This is a genomic window from Mesorhizobium sp. M0227 (assembly GCF_040321855.1).
Taxonomy (GTDB): Bacteria; Pseudomonadota; Alphaproteobacteria; order Rhizobiales; family Rhizobiaceae; genus Mesorhizobium.
This window is the reverse complement of record NZ_JAMYSJ010000004.1, coordinates 134495-153075: the sequence shown is the minus strand read 5'-3', so window position 1 is coordinate 153075 and position 18581 is coordinate 134495. Positions and strand designations below refer to the sequence as shown.

The 18581-nt window shown below is 62.8% G+C and carries 19 protein-coding genes; 11 read left to right on the top strand and 8 right to left on the bottom strand.

The genetic code is table 11. The annotated features are described in order from the left end of the window. The first annotated feature begins 11 nt into the window (after nt 1–11). Both NKJ00_RS08135 and NKJ00_RS08130 read left to right on the top strand, forming a co-directional pair. Complete coding sequence (locus NKJ00_RS08135) at nt 12–1352, top strand: hybrid sensor histidine kinase/response regulator (RefSeq protein WP_023812224.1); 1341 nt, start codon at nt 12–14, stop codon at nt 1350–1352. A 433-nt stretch (nt 1353–1785) separates the two neighbouring features. Next, nucleotides 1786–2340: a tetratricopeptide repeat protein gene (locus NKJ00_RS08130; RefSeq protein WP_031213515.1), complete on the top strand. Its 555-nt coding sequence runs from the start codon at nt 1786–1788 to the stop codon at nt 2338–2340. A 120-nt stretch (nt 2341–2460) separates the two neighbouring features. Here the strand turns inward: NKJ00_RS08130 and NKJ00_RS08125 are convergent, their stop codons facing one another. Beyond that, on the bottom strand, nt 2461–3144 hold the full coding sequence (locus tag NKJ00_RS08125; RefSeq protein ID WP_023812226.1) for a response regulator: 684 nt from the start codon (nt 3142–3144) through the stop codon (nt 2461–2463). Nucleotides 3145–3319: 175 nt separating this feature from the next. Here NKJ00_RS08125 and NKJ00_RS08120 point away from each other — a divergent pair, with 175 nt between their 5' ends. From NKJ00_RS08120 to NKJ00_RS08110, 3 genes are read left to right on the top strand one after another with little or no spacing between them, the layout of a single operon-like run. Continuing rightward, nucleotides 3320–4015, top strand: coding sequence for a fumarylacetoacetate hydrolase family protein (locus NKJ00_RS08120; RefSeq protein ID WP_023812228.1), 696 nt, complete (start codon nt 3320–3322; stop codon nt 4013–4015). Between the two features lie 4 nt (nt 4016–4019). After that, complete coding sequence (gene maiA, locus NKJ00_RS08115; RefSeq protein WP_023812229.1) at nt 4020–4670, top strand: maleylacetoacetate isomerase; 651 nt, start codon at nt 4020–4022, stop codon at nt 4668–4670. Beyond that, nucleotides 4660–5133, top strand: a complete 474-nt coding sequence (locus NKJ00_RS08110; RefSeq protein WP_023812230.1) for a DUF4262 domain-containing protein — start codon at nt 4660–4662, stop codon at nt 5131–5133. Before maiA ends, NKJ00_RS08110 begins: the two co-directional genes overlap by 11 nt. A gap of 2 nt (nt 5134–5135) precedes the next feature. Here the strand turns inward: NKJ00_RS08110 and NKJ00_RS08105 are convergent, their stop codons facing one another. Then, a complete protein-coding gene (locus tag NKJ00_RS08105) occupies nt 5136–6377 on the bottom strand; it encodes an MFS transporter (protein ID WP_352629379.1) in 1242 nt (413 codons plus the stop codon). Nucleotides 6378–6476: 99 nt separating this feature from the next. Between NKJ00_RS08105 and NKJ00_RS08100 the strand changes: the two genes are divergently transcribed. Together NKJ00_RS08100 and NKJ00_RS08095 are read left to right on the top strand one after the other, a co-directional pair. After that, nucleotides 6477–6938, top strand: a complete 462-nt coding sequence (locus tag NKJ00_RS08100) for a winged helix-turn-helix transcriptional regulator (protein WP_023812232.1) — start codon at nt 6477–6479, stop codon at nt 6936–6938. Between the two features lie 98 nt (nt 6939–7036). Beyond that, on the top strand, nt 7037–8077 hold the full coding sequence (locus tag NKJ00_RS08095; protein WP_023812233.1) for a zinc-dependent alcohol dehydrogenase family protein: 1041 nt from the start codon (nt 7037–7039) through the stop codon (nt 8075–8077). Between the two features lie 18 nt (nt 8078–8095). Here the strand turns inward: NKJ00_RS08095 and NKJ00_RS08090 are convergent, their stop codons facing one another. After that, nucleotides 8096–8986: a DMT family transporter gene (locus NKJ00_RS08090; RefSeq protein WP_023812234.1), complete on the bottom strand. Its 891-nt coding sequence runs from the start codon at nt 8984–8986 to the stop codon at nt 8096–8098. A gap of 104 nt (nt 8987–9090) precedes the next feature. Between NKJ00_RS08090 and NKJ00_RS08085 the strand changes: the two genes are divergently transcribed. Next, nucleotides 9091–10494 carry an aminotransferase-like domain-containing protein gene (locus NKJ00_RS08085; RefSeq protein WP_023812235.1) on the top strand — a complete coding sequence of 468 codons (1404 nt, stop codon included), beginning with the start codon at nt 9091–9093 and terminating at the stop codon, nt 10492–10494. Between the two features lie 232 nt (nt 10495–10726). Beyond that, nucleotides 10727–11923 carry a CmlA/FloR family chloramphenicol efflux MFS transporter gene (gene cml / locus NKJ00_RS08080; protein ID WP_023812236.1) on the top strand — a complete coding sequence of 399 codons (1197 nt, stop codon included), beginning with the start codon at nt 10727–10729 and terminating at the stop codon, nt 11921–11923. Between the two features lie 49 nt (nt 11924–11972). Here the strand turns inward: cml and NKJ00_RS08075 are convergent, their stop codons facing one another. After that, complete coding sequence (locus tag NKJ00_RS08075) at nt 11973–12866, bottom strand: LysR family transcriptional regulator (RefSeq protein WP_023812237.1); 894 nt, start codon at nt 12864–12866, stop codon at nt 11973–11975. 127 nt (nt 12867–12993) lie between these two features. Here NKJ00_RS08075 and NKJ00_RS08070 point away from each other — a divergent pair, with 127 nt between their 5' ends. Beyond that, nucleotides 12994–14466, top strand: coding sequence for an MFS transporter (locus NKJ00_RS08070; RefSeq protein WP_023812238.1), 1473 nt, complete (start codon nt 12994–12996; stop codon nt 14464–14466). Between the two features lie 25 nt (nt 14467–14491). On the opposite strand, the gene NKJ00_RS08065 is transcribed toward NKJ00_RS08070, so the two are convergent. From NKJ00_RS08065 to NKJ00_RS08055, 3 genes are all read right to left on the bottom strand, one after another. Further along, a complete protein-coding gene (locus NKJ00_RS08065; RefSeq protein WP_023812239.1) occupies nt 14492–14989 on the bottom strand; it encodes a MaoC family dehydratase in 498 nt (165 codons plus the stop codon). A 192-nt stretch (nt 14990–15181) separates the two neighbouring features. Further along, nucleotides 15182–15610 (bottom strand): phasin family protein, encoded by a 429-nt coding sequence (locus tag NKJ00_RS08060; protein WP_128303992.1) that lies wholly within the window; start codon nt 15608–15610, stop codon nt 15182–15184. Nucleotides 15611–15720: 110 nt separating this feature from the next. Then, nucleotides 15721–17016 (bottom strand): DUF445 domain-containing protein, encoded by a 1296-nt coding sequence (locus NKJ00_RS08055; protein ID WP_128303991.1) that lies wholly within the window; start codon nt 17014–17016, stop codon nt 15721–15723. A 276-nt stretch (nt 17017–17292) separates the two neighbouring features. Here NKJ00_RS08055 and rirA point away from each other — a divergent pair, with 276 nt between their 5' ends. After that, on the top strand, nt 17293–17754 hold the full coding sequence (rirA, locus tag NKJ00_RS08050) for an iron-responsive transcriptional regulator RirA (protein WP_023812242.1): 462 nt from the start codon (nt 17293–17295) through the stop codon (nt 17752–17754). A 34-nt stretch (nt 17755–17788) separates the two neighbouring features. On the opposite strand, the gene NKJ00_RS08045 is transcribed toward rirA, so the two are convergent. Next, nucleotides 17789–18577 carry a heme ABC transporter ATP-binding protein gene (locus NKJ00_RS08045; RefSeq protein ID WP_023812243.1) on the bottom strand — a complete coding sequence of 263 codons (789 nt, stop codon included), beginning with the start codon at nt 18575–18577 and terminating at the stop codon, nt 17789–17791. Between the last annotated feature and the right edge of the window lie 4 nt (nt 18578–18581).

The window sequence follows — 18581 nt, the reverse complement described above, 5'->3', positions numbered from 1 at the left end:
GGCGCAACAAGATGCCGCTGAGGGACATAAACGATCTTGAAAAGCTGAAGAAGATCAACGCGGCACTGGTCAGCCGCGTCGAGCGCTCTATGGACCAGCAAGGCAACGCCTTTTCGCTGTTCCAGACCGCGATTTCGCTGGAAAACCGGGTGCGCACCCGCACCGAGGAACTGCACTCGACCTTGCGCCGGCTGGAGCAGTCGAACATCGACCTCAGCGCCGCCAAGGAAAACGCCGAACTGGCGAACCTGTCGAAAACCCGTTTCCTCGCCGCTGCCAGCCACGACGTGCTGCAGCCGCTGAACGCGGCCCATCTCTCGGTTTCGGCGCTCGCCGAAGTTCAGACCAGTGACGAGGGCAAGAAACTGGTGCGGCAGGTCGAGCGCTCGCTGGAGACGATGGAGGATCTGCTTAGAACGCTGCTCGACATCTCAAAGCTCGATGCCGGCGTGGTGCAGCCCGACATAAGCGATGTCAGCCTGGAGGCGCTGTTCTCGTCGCTCCGCTCGGATTTCCTGCCGGTGGCGGAGATGAAAGGCCTGTCGCTGAAATTCCGGCCGGTCCATGCCGTCGTCCGCTCCGACCGCACGCTGCTGCGCCGCATCCTGCAGAACATTCTTTCCAACGCGCTGGGCTATACACGCTCGGGCGGCGTGCTTGTCGGCACCAGACATCGCGGCGACACCATCCGCATCGACGTCGCCGATACGGGCTGCGGCATTCCCGACGACCAGCGCGAGGCGGTATTCGAGGAGTTCCATCGCGGCACCTCGCCGGCCAATGCCGAACTGGACGGTGGCGGTCTCGGGCTCGGGCTTGCCATCGTGCGCCGCATGGCCAGCGCGCTCGGCCATCCCGTGACATTCTCGTCGAAGGTCGGACGCGGCACGATCTTCCACATCGATGTTCCCGTCGGCATCGGTGCGCCAGCCGATGCCATCGCTAGCGTTGCCGATATGGAACGGCCGCGCGGCTATGGCCTGTTCGGCACCAAGGTGCTGCTGGTCGAGAACGATATCGAAGTGCTGCAGGCCATGACCTTCCTGCTCGAACGCTGGCAATGCCTGGTGCGGGCCGCGACCTCGACCGACGATGCGCTCGACATGCTTGGCGACACCGACTGGGTGCCCGACATCGTCATTGCCGACCAGCATCTCGACGGCGGCGATCTCGGCACCACGACCATCGCCGAAGTCCGCGATTATCTCGGCCGCGCCGTGCCGGCGCTGATCGTCACCGCCGACAGTTCGGAAGCGGTCGCCAAAGCCGCCCGCTCCGGCGGCATCGAACTGATGCGCAAGCCGCTGAAGCCGGCACAGCTAAGGGCGCTGCTGGCACATTTGCTGGCTTAGACAATAACCAATTCGATGCTTAACTACTTGGAAAGACGGAGGCGTCACTTTTGAGATCGCCACCGTTTAAATATTGGAAATTCCGAAAAAAAGTTGACGATGATCTTCCGGAAGTCCGCATACATTACGTATCCGCACGCAGTAGTTTGACAATTTGGATCGAGACCTCTTGGACATTCCTTTTCATCCAGTCGCAAGGACGTGCTTGATAATTTTGGCGTCCCCATAAAAAGCGGCACGGCAGATGGGATAAGGAAGGTAACGCTCATGCGCGCTGACGCGGTGCCGTGATTATGAGGGGCATCGTCCAGGCGCGACTGTGAGATCCGGCAATTACGGTGACAGTGCACTCTTAATATGTCCTCCCGGCCCATAGTGCATACTGTCAACGCATTTGATAGCGCAAAGGTGATGATTGAAAGAGGAGCTACCTATGTCCGATGACGACACGCATTTAGTTCAAGCCAAGGAAGCCCTCCACAAGGGTGAAGTGGAGAAAGCAATATCAATTCTCTTAGACGCAATGAACTATGAGAGCAAGAAAGCGGCGGCGGCGTATTCTCTGGGGATAGTTTATGACAGTAATACCGATTGTCACGATGATGATCTGGCGGTAAGTTACTATTCGATTGCAGAAAGTGGCGGAATCGAAATGGCAACTTATAGAATTGCTGGGTTGAAACAAAGAATTGGCGACAATATTGAATCTTTAGAGCTGTTTAAAAAAATCTCCACCCGGAACCCGTCCGCCGCCTACTGGTGCTATCGCTTGATACAGAAAAATGAACCGACTGATCCGGATGCTGAAATATTTCTAAAAAGCGCTGCATCTCAAGGCCACATTCTTGCGAAGAGGGATATATTAATGGAGAAACTGAAAGGAAGGCGAGGCGCTGCTCAAATGGTTATCGGCGCGTTTGGTATGATAAGACTATTTAGAGAAACGATGGCTGCATATGCGGCGAGGGATGAGCTACTGTACCAATAGATGTAGAGGCCGAAATTGTTGCGATTTTCGAATTACGGTGACAGTGCACTTTTACCACGTTCGCCCAGCCAGTGTTGAGCGTGGTGGTGACAACCCTACTTGGATGAGGGACGGCGAGCCTCAAAACCCAGCCTGATCCCGAAACAGCTCCGCATTGTCCAGCTTCGAAACCTCGATCACCGCCTGCGTGCGGCTGTAGACATTGAGCTTGCGCAATATCTCCGAGACATGCGCTTTCACGGTGGTCTCTCCCACCTGCAGCTCGTAGGCGATCTGCTTGTTGAGCAGGCCCTGGCGCAGCATCTGCAGCACGCGCAGTTGCTGGGGCGTCAGCGTCGACAGGCGCTGCACCATGTCGGCGCGGTCGACGCTTTCAGCGTCGGGTGTGCGGCCTTCATAAGTTTCCGGCACATAGATCGCGCCTTCCATCACCGAGCGTATGGCGGCGGCGAGGTCGCTCTTGCGCGCCGATTTCGGGATAAAGCCGGCGACACCATAGGACAGCGCCTCGGAAATGATCTTCGGCTCCTCATAGCCCGAGACGATGACCACCGGCAGGCGCGGATAGCGGGTCCGGAGCTGCAGCAGGCCTTCAAAGCCATGCACGTCGGGCATGTTGAGGTCGAGCAGCGCGAGATCGAACGGCTTGGCGCCGGCCAGAAGGTCCAGCGCCTCGGTGATCGAGCGCGCCTCCACGGTGTCGACTTCCGGGTAGGCCATCTGCACGGCGCTGTGCAGCGCCTCGCGAAACAGCGGGTGATCGTCGATGATCAGGAACCGGGCGCGATCGTGGGTTGCGGTCATAGGGGTTCATTTCAGTTCGTGGGCGATTAGAATAGCCTCGTCAGCATGGCCAGATTATTGCCAAATAGTATATCGCCATCTCCGGCGGAAAGTGCCGCCGGCACTTTCTCGACCAAATCGCCTTGTCCAGGCCCCCAAATCGGTCGAATGTTCCGGCAACCAAGCAGAGACCCACATGACAGAATTCGTCCTTCCCTTGCCCGCAACCGCATCGGTGGCCATTGCGGGCTCGTCCGATCGTTTCGCGGTGCGCCGTATCTACTGCGTCGGCCGCAACTACGCGGCGCATGCCCGCGAATTCGGCAATGACGAGCGTGATCCGCCCTTCTTCTTTACCAAGCCGGCCGACGCGGTGGTCGATTCCGGCACCGCTATCCCCTACCCGCCGCTGACGGCCGATCTACACCACGAGATCGAATTGGTGGCTGCGATCGGCAAAGCCGGCTTCCGCATTGCCCGCGACAAGGCGCTGGACCACGTCTGGGGCTACGGCGTCGGCATCGACCTCACTCGCCGCGATCTGCAGGACGAGGCCAAGAAGGCCGCCCGTCCGTGGGACTGGTCGAAGGCCTTCGACCGCTCCGCGCCTTGCGGCCCGCTGATCCCCGCGGCGAAATCCGGCCACCCACAGAAGGGCCGCATCTGGCTCGCCGTCAACGGCAAGGTCAGGCAGGATGCCGACCTCGCTGAACTGATCTGGCCAATATCGGATATCGTGTCGATCTGCAGCGAGGCGATGGAGCTCGAGCCCGGCGACCTGATCTTCACCGGTACGCCGGCAGGCGTCGGCGCGGTTGGCCCCGGCGACACGATGACCGGCGGCGTCGACGGCATCGGCACCATCGAAGTGACCATCGGCCAGCCGAAGTGAGCGCATGAGCGGCCTCGTCCTGCATAATTACTACCGTTCCTCCACCTCCTACCGGGTGCGGATCGCGCTGGAGATGAAGGGGCTGAGCTACGACTATGTCCCGCATCATCTGCGCCATGGCGAACATCTGGAACCAGCCTATCTCGCGGTCAATCCGCAAGGCCTGGTGCCGGCGCTGGTGCTCGGCGACGGCACGCTGCTGACGCAATCGCTGGCGATCATCGAGTTCCTCGACGAGACCAAACCGGAACCACCGCTGCTGCCGAAGGACCCGGCCGGCCGGGCACGCGTGAGAATGCTGGCGCAGATGATCGCCTGCGACATCCACCCGGTGAACAATCTGCGCGTGCTGACCTCGCTGCGCACGCTGTTCGGCGCCGGCGACGAAGACATCGCCAACTGGTTCCGCCATTGGGTGAACGAGGGCTTTCAGCCGCTTGAAAAGATCATGGCGTCGGCGGCGGAGAGGGGTACATTCTGCCATGGCGACGCGCCGGGCCTGGCCGACATCTGCCTCGCCGCGCAGATTGCCAGCAACGCCCGCTTCGGCGTCGACTTGACCCCCTACCCGACGATCGCGCGCATCAATGCCGCCTGCATGGCGCTGCCGGCCTTCCAGAAAGCCGCGCCCCGGAACCAGATCGATGCCGAGTAGAAAAGCCACCGACCCAGGTGAAGCCAAGGCGCTGGCCGATATAGAGGCTTATGGCTGCCACATCTTGCATGTGCTGGAGGAAGGCGACGATCCGCCTTTCACCTATTCGGTTGGAATAGAGCACAACTTCAAGGCGCCGGAACTCATCGTCATCGGCCTGAAGCCGGAAATCTCCCAGTTCATCATCAACGAGTATTGCAGCCGCGTCCGCTCCGGCGAGGTTTTCCAACCAGGGCAGCGATCGTCCGGTTTTATCGAAGGTTTCGACTGTCAATTCGGCGCCGTTCATATCGAACACTATCGCGAGCATTTCGGCTGGGACCTCTGGTTCTACGACGGCCTGGATTTCGGTGTTCTCCAGCTGATCTATCCCACTGTGGACGGCATCTGGCCGTGGCAGGCCGAGGCGAGCGACTGGTTCCGAGCCTGGCAGCCGCTTCTCGACACCGCGCCGTGGCCATAGGCTTATCTGCCGACGCGCCGCGTCAACGCCCAGAACAGCAGCGCCAACAGGCCGATGCCGGCGCCAAGCACACAGACGCCATTCCAGCCCATTGCACCATAAGCCATGGTCGAGGCGATGGAGCCCAGGGCGCTGCCGACCGAGTAGAAGATCATGTAGCCGCCAACCAGTCGGCTGCGCGCATCCGGCCGCCGGGCGAAGATCAGGCTCTGGTTGGTGACGTGGACGGCCTGGATCGCCAGATCCAGCATGACTATGCCGGCGACGAGCAACCACAGAGACATGCCCATGAAGGCGATCGGCAGCCAAGCCGCCATCATCAGCAGCAGGCTGAGGCCGGTGACCAACTGGCCGCATCCACGATCGACGAGGCCGCCGGTCCAGCGCGCACCGAGCGCGCCGGCGACGCCCGCAAGGCCGAAAAGCCCGATCTCGGTATGCGAAAGTGAAAATGGCGCGACGCTGAACGGCAGTACCAGCGGCGCCCACAGCACGTTGAAGCTGGCGAAGATCAGCATGGCCAGCACCGCCCGCACGCGCAGCAGCGGCTCCTGCGCGAACAGCAGCAGCACCGAAGCGAGCAGGCGTGGATAGGATGTGCGTGGCCGCTCCGCCTCGTGGCGCGGCAGGATCAGGTAGAGAACCATCGCCATGACGAGCGTCAACATGGCCGAGACAAGATAAACCCAGCGCCAGCCGGCGAAATCGGCGACGACCCCCGAAGCGAAGCGGGCAAGCAGGATGCCCAGGATGACGCCGCTGGTGACGGTGCCGACCGCCCGCCCCCGCTCCGATGCTACAGCGAGGTCGGCAGCGAAGGCGACCAGCACCTGCACCACCACCGCCAGCAGCCCGACGACCGCGAGGCTCGCCAGCAGCATCGCCGCGTTGGGCGCGATCCCGACCGCCACCAGCGCCACGGCAGACAGAATCGCCTGCCCGGCAATCAGCTTGCGGCGATCGAACAGGTCGCCCAGCGGCACGATGAAGAACAGGCCGAGCCCATAGCCGATCTGCGTGACCGTCACCACGATGCCGACCGAGGCCGGCGCGATAGCAAAATCATGCGCTATGGCGTCGAGCAGCGGATGAGCGAAATAGATATTGGCGACGCTCAGGCCGCAGGCGATGGCGAAGATCAGCGCGGTCAATCGTGACAATCCCGTAGGCGGCGGCGCCACCCGATGCGGCCCATCGGATTGCTCGAGGCTTGTTGCACCGCTGTTCGCCACCTGCATGTTCATGTCTCTCTCCACAAAAGGTTTCAACTTGAAACCTCTTGCTGGATAGGCGGAACAGTTTTATGTTGCAACCGAAATTAGAGCATTGGACCGACGACTGCCATGGTGAAACGAACGAGCCACCACGAAGCGGATTGCTTCATAGCGCGACCACTGGACGCGATTGGCGACTGGTGGTCGCTGCTCATCGTGCGTGACGCCTTCGACGGCTTGCGGCGCTTCGGCGAATTCCAGAAGAGCCTCGGCGTCGCCAAGAACATCCTGTCGTCGCGGCTGCGCAATCTTGTCGCGCATGGCATCCTCGAAACGGTCCCGGCGCCCGACGGCAGCGCGCATCATGAATATGTGCTGACGCAAAAGGGACGCGGCCTGTTCTATGTCCTGGTTGCCCTGCGGCAATGGGGCGAAACCTACTTCGCCGGACCGGGCGAACCCTATACCTTCATGGTCGACAATCTCACCAGCCGGCCGATCAAGCGACTGGAAGTACATGCCGAGGACGGGCGGCAGCTTGCCCCCGGCGAAACCCGGCTTGCCGACTTTCGCAACCGCGGAACCGGTTAAGAGCTGCTGCCTGCCAACAGGCCTGGCGGAATCGATTTCTGCTCGACCAGACAGGGAATCGGCTATCGTTTCCTGCAGCACAGAGGGTGGAGTGACCGATGAAAGCCGTCGTCTTCGAGAAATTCGGCGAAGCGCCGAGGATCCAGACCGTTCCTGATCCGAAGCCGGCCGCTGATGGCGTCGTCATCAAGGTCGAGGCGACCGGTCTGTGCCGCAGCGACTGGCATGGCTGGATGGGTCATGACGACGGCATCACGCTGCCGCATGTGCCGGGCCACGAGCTGGCCGGCGTCGTTGTTGCCGCCGGCAAGCAGGTCACCCGCTGGAAAGCCGGCGAGCGCGTCACCGTGCCGTTCGCCGTCGGCTGCGGCCGCTGCTTCGAGTGCAATTCGGGCAATCACCAGGTCTGCGAACACCAGACACAGCCTGGCTTCACCGGCTGGGGCTCGTTCGCCGAATATGTCGCCATCGAACACGCCGATACCAATCTCGTGCGCTTGCCCGACGAGATGGAATTCGCCACCGCCGCCAGCCTCGGCTGCCGCTTCGTCACCTCGTTTCGAGCCATCGTCGACCAGGGCCGGGTGAAGCCGGGCGAATGGGTCGCGGTGCATGGCTGCGGCGGCGTCGGCCTGTCGGCGATCATGATCGCCAGTTCAATGGGCGCCAATGTCATCGCCATCGATCTCACCGACGAGAAACTGGATTTCGCCAAAAAGATCGGCGCCGTCGCCACCATCAATGCATCCACGACACCGAACGTGGTCAAGGCGGTCAAGCAGATCACCAATGGCGGCGCGCACATGTCGATGGACGCGCTCGGCCACCCCACCACCTCGTTCAATTCGATATCCAATCTGCGCCGGCGCGGCCGCCATGTGCAGGTCGGCCTGATGCTGGGCGAGCATGCCCGGCCGCAGGTGCCGATGGACAAGGTGATCGCCTTTGAACTCGAAATCCTCGGCAGCCACGGCATGCAGGCCTACCGCTACCAGGCGATGATGGACATGATCCGCAACGGCAAGCTGAAGCCCGAACTGCTGGTCGGCAAGAGGATCAGCCTCGACGAGGCGCCCGCGGCCCTGATGGCGATGGGCGGCTTCGAGGGCATTGGTATTGGGGTGGTCACGAAGTTTTAGGCGAGGACGGTACCGTCGTCAGGCGATCGCGCGTCGTGGCAATTCCTGCTTCGCGAATCGCTTGGCGCCGACGACGCAAAGCACGACGCCAAGCGTGACGACCACCATCAGCGGGCTGACCTGCTCGTGCAGCAGCGTCGCTGCCAGTGCCAGTCCGAAAAATGGCTGCAGCAGCTGCAACTGCCCGACCGCGGCGATGCCGCCTTGCGCCAGCCCGCGATACCAGAACACGAAGCCGATCAGCATGCTGAACAGCGAGACATAGGCAAGCCCTATCCACGCACTGACGCCGACGCCGTCGAACGACGGCGGCATGGTCATCAGCGTCAGCACCAGCATGATCGGCAGCGACAGCACCAGCGCCCAGCAGATCACTTGCCAGCCGCCAAGCTTGCGTGACAGCGCGGCACCCTCGGCATAGCCCAGACCGCAGGCGATGATGGCGGCCAGCATCAAACCATCACCCACCGGCGAGGCCGTCACGCCCTGCGTCAGGGCAAAACCCGCGACCAGCGCGCTGCCGATGCATGAAAACAGCCAGAACGCCGGGCGCGGCCGATCGCCGCCGCGCAGCACGCCGAAAATCGCAGTGGCCAGCGGCAGCAGGCCGACGAAGATGATGGAATGGGCCGTGGTGACGTGCTTGAGCGCCAGTGCGGTCAGCAAGGGAAAGCCGACCACCACGCCAAGCGCGACGATCACCAGCGACAGCAGGTCGCCGCGCTCCGGACGCTTTTGCCGAAACAGGAGCAGCAGTGCCAGGCCAAGCAGTCCGGCAATCGCCGCTCGGGCCGAAGTCAGGAATGTCGGATCGAAATCCCTGACCGCCACGCGCGTTGCCGGCAGCGAGCCGCTGAAGATCAACACGCCGATGAATCCATTCATCCAGCCGCTCGCGGTCTTGTCCATCGTATGCTCCGTTTGTCGGCTCCGTATCGCGCGGAGCCGGTAGTATCGCCAGAGACAATGCGGTACAATTACACACAACTGTCATGCTTAGAAGAGCAGTACGGATGGACAAACAGACAACAGGAAGCGAGAGCAGCGGAACGCTGGTCGAAGGCGTCATGGCGACGATCCGCCAGCGGATCGCGGCGCGCAGCCTGACGCCGGGAGCGCAATTGCCGTCGATCCGCACCTTTGCCAAATCCATGCGAGTGTCCAAATCCACCGTGGTCGAAGCCTATGAGCGGCTCGCCGCCGAAGGTGCGATCCGCTCGCGGCCGGGCTCCGGATTCTATGCCGCCGGATCGCTGGCGCCGCTGTCGCTGGCCGAGATTGGTCCTCGCCTCGACCGCGCGGTCGACCCCCTCTGGATCTCACGCCAGTCCCTGGAGGCCGGCGACGACATGCTGAAACCCGGCTGCGGCTGGCTGCCGGCCTCGTGGATGCCGCAGGCAGGTCTGCGCCGGGCACTGCGCACGGTAGCGCGTGCCGACGATATCGCACTGGTCGATTACGGCACGCCGCTCGGCCTGCCACCGCTGCGGCAATTGCTGGCGCGGCGTATGGCCGGGCACGGCATCGAGGCCTCTCCCGGGCAGATCATGCTGACGGAATCAGGCACGCAGGCCATCGACCTGTTGTGCCGGTTCCTGATCGAGCCGGGCGACACCGTGCTGGTCGACGACCCCTGCTACTTCAACTTCCACGCTCTGTTGCGCGCCCACCGGGCCAAGGTCGTCAGTGTCCCCTACACGCCGTCGGGGCCGGATATCGATCTATTCGCGCAAGCGTTGGCCGAGCACCGGCCGCGCCTCTACATCACCAATTCCGCCATCCACAACCCGACCGGCGCGGTGCTGTCGCCAGTCACCGCCCATCGGCTGCTCAAGCTCGCCGACCAATCGGATCTGACCATCGTCGAAGACGACATCTTCGCCGATTTCGAACATGCGCCCGCCCCGAGGCTGGCGGCGTTCGATGGTCTCAACCGCGTTGTCCACATCGGCAGCTTCTCCAAAACGCTTTCGGCGTCGGTTCGCTGCGGCTTCATCGCTGCACCGCGCGACTGGATCGAGCCCCTGACCGACCTCAAGATCGCCACTACCTTCGGCGGCGGCCGGCTCGCGGCCGAACTGGTGCTGACGCTGCTCAAGGACGGCAGCTACCGCAAGCATATGGATTTGCTGCGCGCGAAGCTTGCCCGCGCCATGGGCGAGACCAGCGTTCGTCTGAAGGCGATCGGTATCTCACCCTGGATCGACCAGCCGGCCGGCCTGTTCCTGTGGTGCAGCCTGCCGGATGGCGTCGATGCGGCTGAAGTGGCCCGCCGCGCTTTGGCCGACAACATCGTGCTGGCGCCCGGCAACGCGTTCAGCCTGTCTGGAACGGCCAGCCGCTTCCTGCGCTTCAACGTCGCCCAATGCACGGACGAGCGGATTTTCACGGTGATCGAAGCTGCGATGGCGCGTTGATGCCCATCAAGCTGATCCTGTTGCCTGGGCAACCTTCGGCTGCTAGGGAACCGCGAGCGCACTCGAGAGAATGTCCGCGCAATCATTCCGGGATAGTGGTTATGGGAACCAGCAAGTCAGCAGACAAGTAGGCCGCAACAGCAGTTCGTTGTTGCGGCGGCCCGTCATTTCCCATTTTCAGTGAGAACGGCAGATCGCCGCCAAATGTAGCCATTTGAGCGGATGTTCAATCATGCCTTGTCCAAAAAACCCGACATGGACCACTTCCCTGCCAGCAGCCATGGTGCTGATGGCGCCCTTCGACATCCTGGCCTCGCTGGCCATGGATATCTACCTCCCGATCGTCCCGGCGATGCCGGGAATCCTCAAGACATCGCCTGATGTCATCCAGCTGACGCTGAGCCTCTACATGATCTGTCTTGGGCTCGGCCAAATCGTCTTCGGCCCGATTTCCGACAGGATCGGCAGGCGTCCGGTGCTGATCGGCGGCGCGCTTTTATTTGCAGGCGCTTCCGGCCTGCTCGCCTGCACCTCGCTGGCCATGGTGTTCGTCGCCTTGCGGGTCGTGCAGGCCATCGGTGCATCCGCCATTCTCGTTGCGACCTTTGCAACGGTTCGCGACGTTTATGCGCAGAGGCCTGAAAGTGCCGTCATCTACGGCCTGTTCAGTTCGATGCTGGCCTTCGTGCCGGCGTTGGGGCCGGTTGCCGGTGCATTGATCGCCGACAATCTCGGCTGGCGCGCGATCTTCCTGACGCTCGGCGGTCTGGCGGTAGCCGCCACCCTCAACGCATGGCCGAGATGGCATGAAACACGGCCCACCAATGGCAACGACAGGCGAATGGCGTTTCGTCCCATTCTCTCCAGCTTAGCCTTCTGGACCTATACGCTCGGCTTCAGCGCCGCCATGGGCGCCTTCTTCGTGTTCTTTTCGACAGCGCCACGGGTGCTCATGGATCGCGCCGGCTTTTCACAACTCGGTTTCAGCCTTGCCTTTGCCACCGCGGCACTGGTCATGATCGTGACCACCCGCTTCGCCAAAAGGTTCATTGCACACTGGGACATCGCGGGCAGCGTCGCGCGCGGCATGGCGATGTTGCTGCTCGGCGCGGCACTGCTGGCATTCGGACAGGTATTCGCGGCACCGTCCTTCGTCACATTCGTCGGCCCGATGTGGGTCATCGCCGTGGGCATCGTCTTCACTGTTTCGGTCACCGCGAACGGCGCACTCGAGGCCTTCGGCGATGTCGCGGGAACCGCCGTCGCGCTCTACTTCTGCATCCAGAGCCTTGTCGTCGGCATCCTCGGCACGCTGTTCATCATCCTGCTTGATGGAGACACGGCGTGGCCGCTGGTGGGCTACTGTTCGGTCATGGCGACGCTCACACTAAGCGCGCTGAGATATTTGCGGAAACGCCAAACCGAATAAACGGGACAGATGAGAAGCCTGGGCGATTGGCGCAGGCTTCTCATCGTTGTCAGCGAGACGCCGCGCAGATCTCCCGCACGCAGTCGCGCAGCCAGCGTTGCGCCGGATCGGCATCCAGGCGCGGGTGCCACAGCATGGAGATGGTGACCCCAGCCGTGGCAACAGGCAGGGCAAAACTGTGCATGCCGACGCGTGCGCCCTCGGTGTGCCGCTCCGGAACGCTGGCGATCAGGTCTGATGTGCGGGCCATGGCAAGGGCTGCCGAGAACCCGGACACCATGCACACGATTGTCCGCTGCAGCCCGAGCCGGTTCAAAGCCTCGTCGATCGGCCCTTTCTCGCGGCCACGCCGTGAAACGCTGATGTGCCGGCCTGCGGCATAGCGCTCTGGCGTCACCGTGCCCTCGCTCAACGGATGGCCCATTCGCACGGCGCCGATGAAGCGGTCGCGAAGCAATGCCTGGATGCGCACCTCCGGTCCGGTCTCGCCAGCGACGCCTATGTCCAGGTCGATCGCCACATCGCGCAGCGACATGACGTCTCCATCGGACTTCGGTGCAAAGCGGAGCCGCACGCCGGGCGCATCGGCCTGGATACGGGCAACGAGACGAGGGGCGAACTCTTCGACGAAGCTCTCATTGGTGCGCAGCGTGAAGACCCTGTCCAGGCTCGGGAGATCGAGCAAGGTGGCAGGACGCAGCAGCGCCTCCGCATCCTGGACGACACGACCAGCCTGTTGTCGCAGTTCTTCCGCACGCGGCGTAGCCACCAAGCCGCGACCGGAGCGAACCAGCAGCGGATCGCCCGTCGCCTGGCGCAGCCGCGCCAGCGTCCGACTCATCGCCGAGGGGCTGAGGCGCAGGCGGTTGGCGGCGCGCGCCACGCTGCCTTCGGTCAGCAGGACGTCGAGAGCGAACAGCAGATTGAGATCGGGCGATGTCATCGGCGGATCATGGCATGATATGGCGCCAAACGCACGAGTAAGATGCAAACGCTGCGCCTTCCGCCACATCTGCCAAGGGACTAGATCTCCAGCAGTTCCGGTTATGGACTGATGGAAGGGGATCGCCGTGGCAATTGCCGAGCAAAATCTGGACGGGCGCGCATCGGCGCCGCCACGGATGCAATCCGCCCGCTGGGCGCTGGCAAGCCTGTCGCTCGCCACGCTGCTGTCGTCGTTGGGAACCAGCATTGCCAGCGTCGGGCTACCGTCGCTGATGCAGGATTTCGACGCGACGTTCCAGTCCGTGCAATGGGTGGTTCTGGCCTATCTGCTCGCCATCACCACACTGATCGTCAGCGCCGGACGGCTGGCCGACATGTTCGGGCGCAGGCCGTTGCTGCTTGGCGGCATCGCGCTGTTCACATCGGCATCGGTGCTCTGCGGCCTGGCGCCGACACTCTGGCTGCTGATTGCCGCACGCGCCGTGCAGGGACTTGGCGCGGCGCTGATGATGGCGCTGACGCTGGCCTTTGTCGCCGAAACCGTGACCAAAGACAGAATTGGCAGCGCCATGGGCCTGCTCGGCGCCATGTCCGCGATCGGCACGACACTTGGCCCTTCGCTCGGCGGCCTTTTGATCGCCGGCTTCGGCTGGCGAGCGATCTTCCTCGTCAATGTCCCGCTGGGTGTGCTCACCTTCGCTCTCGCCTGGCGTGCCCTGCCGGCACACAGCAAGACAGCGCAGCAGGTCGACCGAGGCACGTTCGATGTCGTGGGCACCGCCTTGCTGGCCTTGACGCTGGCCGCCTATGCACTGGCCATGACGTTTGGCCGAGGCAATTTCGGCGCACTCAACATCAGCCTGCTGATAGCTGCCGGCATCGGCGTGTTTCTCTTCGCCGCCGCGCAGGCGAGAGTGAAAAACCCCTTGATCCAGCTTGCCAGCTTCCGCGACCTCCAACTGAGCGCCAGTCTCGCCATGAGCCTCGTCGTCGCCACGGTGATGATGGCGACCCTGGTGGTGGCCCCGTTCTACCTGTCGCGAGGACTTGGGCTCGATGCCGCAATGGTCGGCCTCGCGCTGTCGACCGGGCCGCTCGTCTCGACCTTGTCGGCGCTGGTGGCCGGACGCCTGGCCGACCGCTTCGGCGCCCACAGGATGATGGTCGCAGGCCTGCTCAGCCTCGCGACAGGCACGTTCCTGCTGTCGCTCGCCGTGACCAGACTCGGCATTGCCGGCTATGTCGTTGCGATCACCGTCACCTGCATCGGCTATGCCCTGTTCCAGACATCCAACAATGCAGCCGTCATGACCGGTGTCGGCGCCGGCCAGCGCGGCGTCGTTTCCGGCCTGCTCAACCTTTCGCGCAATCTCGGGCTGATCACCGGCGCATCGGTGATGGGCGCCATATTCGCCGTCGCATCGGCCAAAGGGCAGGAAGGCATTGGACTTCTGAGTTCCGAGGCCGCAGCACGGGGAATGCAGGTCACATTTCAGACGGCCACGGTGCTGGCGCTGGCTGCACTGTTCCTCGCACTGCTCTCGGCCCGCGCCGAGTTCAAGCGGCAGAGGCTGGTGGAAGTATCACAAGACCTCTGATTTTGCGCTCCAGGTGAACAGCCTCTCACGCCCCTGCCCGCTTGCGGCGTTCATAAAGCATGACCAGCGTTTCGGCCATCAAAGCAGGCTTTTCCTCGCCTTCGATCTCGACCGTGTTGGCGGCCTTCATCAGATACTGGCCGGGGCCCCTGTCCTCCATGGACAGCAGCGTGATGCGCAGTCTGATGCGGGCACCGACCTTGACCGGTGCCAGGAAGCGTACCTTGTCGAAGCCATAATTGAAGGCGGCCTGCGTATTCTCGGGCACGATGCCCATGCCGAGCGCCAGTGCGCCGATGATCGACAGCGTCAGATAGCCATGCGCGATCGTCGTGCGGAACGGGCTTTGCCGCCGCGCCCTTTCAGGGTCGACATGAATCCATTGATGGTCGCCGGTGCATTCAGCGAACTGGTCGATGCGGTTCTGGTCGACCGTCGTCCACTCCGACACGCCGAGTTCCAGCCCGGCCATCGTCCTCAACTGCTCGTAGGTAGGCGGCGTTTTAGGCCGTATTTCGTTCATTCCTGGTTTCCCGATCGCTTCCAGAGCCTCCGGACCACGAACTGACGGCCTCTGTCAATTCGCTCTGCGCGAATCCGTTCCGTCGATTTCGGCCGCAATCGTGCCACGCCGCCGGCGCAGTCGCAGGTCAAATCGGGCTTTCCGGGCTTCAGGGCGCTGTCGGCAGCAATGAGCCGGCCCCGGCCACATCCGCTACTTCTTCTCGTAGCCGGCGCGGATTTCCTCCATCGCCTCCTTGATGCGGGTGCGCAGGATGTCGACCGATTCGGCACCGGATTTCTTGACCAGTTCAGCCACTTCGCCCGCATTCTTCAACGCGGCCTCGAAGGACTTCCTGGCAAACTCCCTCCGTTTGGCCATCAGTTCCTGCGGATTGCCCGGCGCCCTGTAGCTTTGCGCGATATCGGTGACCTCGCGCAGCGTATCCTGCAGCATCTCGCGCTGCCGGGACAACAGCGAGGTGGCGCCGGCGGCACCGGCTCGTGCCGATTTCTCCAGCGCTTCGATGTTCTTGCGATGATGGGCGAGGATCGCCTCGACATCGACATTGGGCACCTTCAGGTCGCGGCCGAACCTGCCGAACATGTCCATGAAAGAATCGGATTCCGGTTGTTTTGCCATGCTCGTTTGCTCCCCTTTGCCGCATGATGCGGGCACCCTCGGCGGGAGAATAGCACTCGCATGCCGCGAGTCCATGAACGCGGAGGAATGAGCGCCAATCGGGCCGCGCATCAATTCACGAGGAACAGCCGCTCGGCCACATAGAGCACGACACCGGCGAGGCCGCCGATGATCATGCCGTTGAAGCGGATGTATTGCAGGTCCTTGCCGATGTTCATCTCGATCAGCCGCGTCAGCTGGGCAAGGTCCCAGCGCTTGACCTGGTCGGCGATGAATGTCGACACGCCGGCCTTCTGGCTCTCCACGAACGACGCCAGCGCCACCACGAACCCCTGGTTCATGTCGGCCCGGATCTGCGCATCGCCGGCAAGATGGCGGCCGACCTCGACGAACATGTTGGCAAGATGCGCGCGGACAACCGAATTCGGCGCCTTGGCGTCCTGCTCGATGAACTGGCTGAGGCTTGCCCACATGTCGCCGGCCAATCCCCTGACTTCCGGCCGGGCCAGGAAATCGCGCTTCAGCTTCTCGGCACGTTTGGCGTATTGCTTCGATGTCCTCAGCTTTTCGATGAAGCCTTGAGCGAAATGGTCGAATTCGGCGCGCATCGGGTGATCGGGATCGGCCCTCACCTCGTCGAGCAGCGAACCGGCCGAGGCGACGATCTTCTTCAGGAGATAGGCGTCGGCGCGGAACAGGTTGAACAGCGACGGCAGTTCCTCGCGGATCTTCTCGCGCATCGTCGCCAGCGCCTGTTCGTCATTGAGGAACCTGCCGATCACCTTGGTGAACTCGTCGAACAGTTTCTGGTGGCGGCGGTCGTCGGTAAGCGCTGACAACAGCTCGGCGGCCAGCGGCGCCAGCGGCACCTTTTCAATCTGTTCGAGCATGCGGCTGGTGACGAAGCCGCGCAGGCCGGATTGCTCTATCGCCGCCAGCGTCTGCGGCACCAGCCGCACGACGAAGCGCGACAGGCCGGCGGCGCGCTCCGCATCGGCCAGCCAGTCGGCGACGAGTGCCGAGAAATCGACCTCGGCGAGCTTTTCACGCACCGGTTCAGGCGCCAGGAAGTTGACCTCGATGAAGCGGCCGAGATTGTCGGCGATGCGGTTCTGGTTCTCGGGTATGATGGCGGTGTGCGGGATCGGCAGCCCCAGAGGTCGCCTGAACAGCGCCACCACCGCGTACCAGTCGGCCAGCCCGCCGATGGTCGCCGCCTCGGCAAAGGCAGCGACGAAGCCGAGCCACGGGTGGATGTGCTCGAACGATTTGGCGAGCGCAAACACCGCCACGCAAAGCGCCAGCGCGGCGGCCGCGAGGAATTTCGTCCGCCGCAACGCGGAAAGCTTGGCATCCGCTTCGGCATCGAAACGGACCGGCGCCAGGGGCGAAGCCGATTGTGACATGGGTGAGCCGCTCCTCGTCGATCTCAGCCTATTTAGTGTTCCGAGCGCCGAAATACCCGCGACAGCGGGTTTCGTCCGGCATCTTCTCCGGCTGCGCACACAAAGTTGAGGAGAAAATTCATCTATCGCACGAAGCTAGTCTGGAATTATTCCAAGGTATAGGCCATATTCCGCCCGAGCCAATGTGGCGAATCCGGAAATTCGGGTCAAAGCCGCATCAGCAAGAATTTCCAGATCTGGCGTGGTTGCACCGCACCAGTGCCTTGTGAGGACAAAATGCGGCTTACGCGCCAGACCAATTATGCCATGCGCATCTTGATGTATTGCGCGGCCAATGATGACCGATTGAGCCGCATCCCGGAGATCGCGGCCGCGTATTCGGTGTCGGAGCTTTTCCTGTTCAAGATCCTGCAGCCCCTGGTCGAGCACGGCCTTGTCCAGACCGTGCGGGGCAGGAATGGCGGCGTCAAGCTTGGCCGTGCCGCCGAAGCCATCAGCCTGTTCGATGTCGTGCGCGTGACAGAAGAGAGCTTCGCCATGGCCGAATGCTTCGAGAACGATGCCGCCGAATGCCCGCTGGTCGACAGCTGCGCGCTGAACTCGGCGCTGCGCGAGGCGCTGAACGCGTTCTTCGCCGTGCTCGCCCGCTACACGATCGCCGATCTGGTAGCGGCGCGGCCGAATGTGCGCAACCTGCTCGGCATCGACATGTTGGAGCGCCGCGCCCCGGCTGCCTAGCCCAGCCAGGGGCGCGGGCTAGGTTTGCAATAAATTAAGCTGCTGACTGAGGCAGCACAAACGGCATATTGCCGGCCGGCAGCACGCCGACCCTGAGCCGGCAGTCGAACACTTTTTCGATCAGGTCATCGCTCAGCACATCCCGCGGCGACCCGGTGGCGGCGAGCCGGCCGCGATGCATGACGAAGATCCGGTCGGCATACATGGCCGTCAGATTGAGGTCGTGCAGGATGGCGACCACGCCGCCGCCCCTTCTGGCGAAGTCGCGGGCAATGTTCATGATGATCAGCTGGTGCTTGATGTCGAGACTGGAAACCGGCTCGTCGAGGAACAGAAAGCGCGGCTTGCCGTCGAGCACCGGCGCCCAGACCTGGCACAGCACGCGTGCGAGCTGAACGCGCTGTTGCTCGCCGCCCGAAAGCTCCTGGTAGAAACGGCCGGCAAAGCCGTCGAGATCGACACGCGCCAGCGCCCGTTCCGGCAGCCGCGCATCCTCGCCCGGCAGGACGCCTGAGCGGCCGCCGACAAGGCCAAGCTTGACCACTTCCCGCACGGTGAACGGGAACGACAGCGTCGTCGCCTGCGGCAGCACAGCGCGATGGACGGCCACCTCGACCGGCTTCATCGTCGAGAGATCTCGGCCGTTGAGGGCAACGCGCCCGGTATAGGCGAGTTCGCCGGAGAGTGCTTTGAGGAAGGTCGTCTTGCCCGAACCATTGGGGCCGACGATGGCGGCGATCTCGCCGGGCCGCGCGTGGAAATCGACACCACTGACGATAGGCTTGCCGGCGATATCAACCGAAACATCCTTGGCCTCGATCATCAAG